General features: G+C 77.0%; 1 protein-coding gene and 1 pseudogene. Both read left to right on the top strand.

Annotation, left to right across the window (positions count from 1 at the left end):
- Positions 1 to 393: pseudogene (locus ACFXA3_RS30220) on the top strand (hypothetical protein); the annotation flags it as partial.
- 108 nt (positions 394 to 501) lie between these two features.
- Positions 502 to 778, top strand: a 277-nt coding sequence (locus ACFXA3_RS30215; protein ID WP_385191774.1) for a PadR family transcriptional regulator, incomplete at its 3' end; no start/stop codon positions are given.

Below are 778 nucleotides of genomic sequence, written 5' to 3'. Positions count from 1 at the left end.
GCGGCCGAGCCCGCGAACCCGGAGACCGTGCAGGCCGCCCGCCCCCTCCTCCCGGCACGCCCGCAGCAGCTGCCGGCCGAGCCCGGCCGGGTGCCGGAGGCCCAGCAGGACCGGCAGCTGCCGCGGGCGCCTCAGGTCCCGCACGTGCCTCGGGTTCCGCACGTGCCCCAGGCGCCGCGGGTCCCGCCGCCCCAGCGGGTTCCGGCGGTTCCGGCGGTTACGCCCGTCGCGCCGGACCCGCGGCGTCCGCCGTCCGCGGTCACCGCGATCGGCAGCGGGCCGAACGAGCGGGCCGCCGACCTGGCCGCGCACATACTGCCGCTCGGCACCGGATTCGCCCTGATGGGGCTGGGTCTGGGCTATCTGGGGATGCGGCTGCGCAAGGGGCTGTGAACCCGCGCCCGCAGCCGGCCCGCTCCCCGCCCGAGGCCTCCGCTCCCCCTCCCGGCGTACGCCTCAGGATGGTTGCGCCGCGCGACATACTCGGTATACATACTGAGTATGTCGATCCGCCACGGCCTTCTCGCCCTGCTGGAAAGGGGTCCTCGGTACGGCTCACAGCTGCGTACCGAGTTCGAATCCCGCACCGGCTCCACCTGGCCGCTCAACGTCGGGCAGGTGTACACCACCCTCGCCCGCCTGGAGCGCGACGGCCTCGTCGCGGCCGGCGGCGGGGGCACCCCCCGGCCCCCCCCCAACGCCCACACCCCCACCCGGCGCGCCGCGCGGGAGCACTGGTTAGAGAGCCCCCGGGAGCCCGCCCCCCCCCCCCCCCACC

This window comes from Streptomyces sp. NPDC059456 (genome assembly GCF_042750055.1).
Classification (GTDB): domain Bacteria; phylum Actinomycetota; class Actinomycetes; order Streptomycetales; family Streptomycetaceae; genus Streptomyces.
This window is presented reverse-complemented; position numbering and strand designations above follow the sequence as displayed.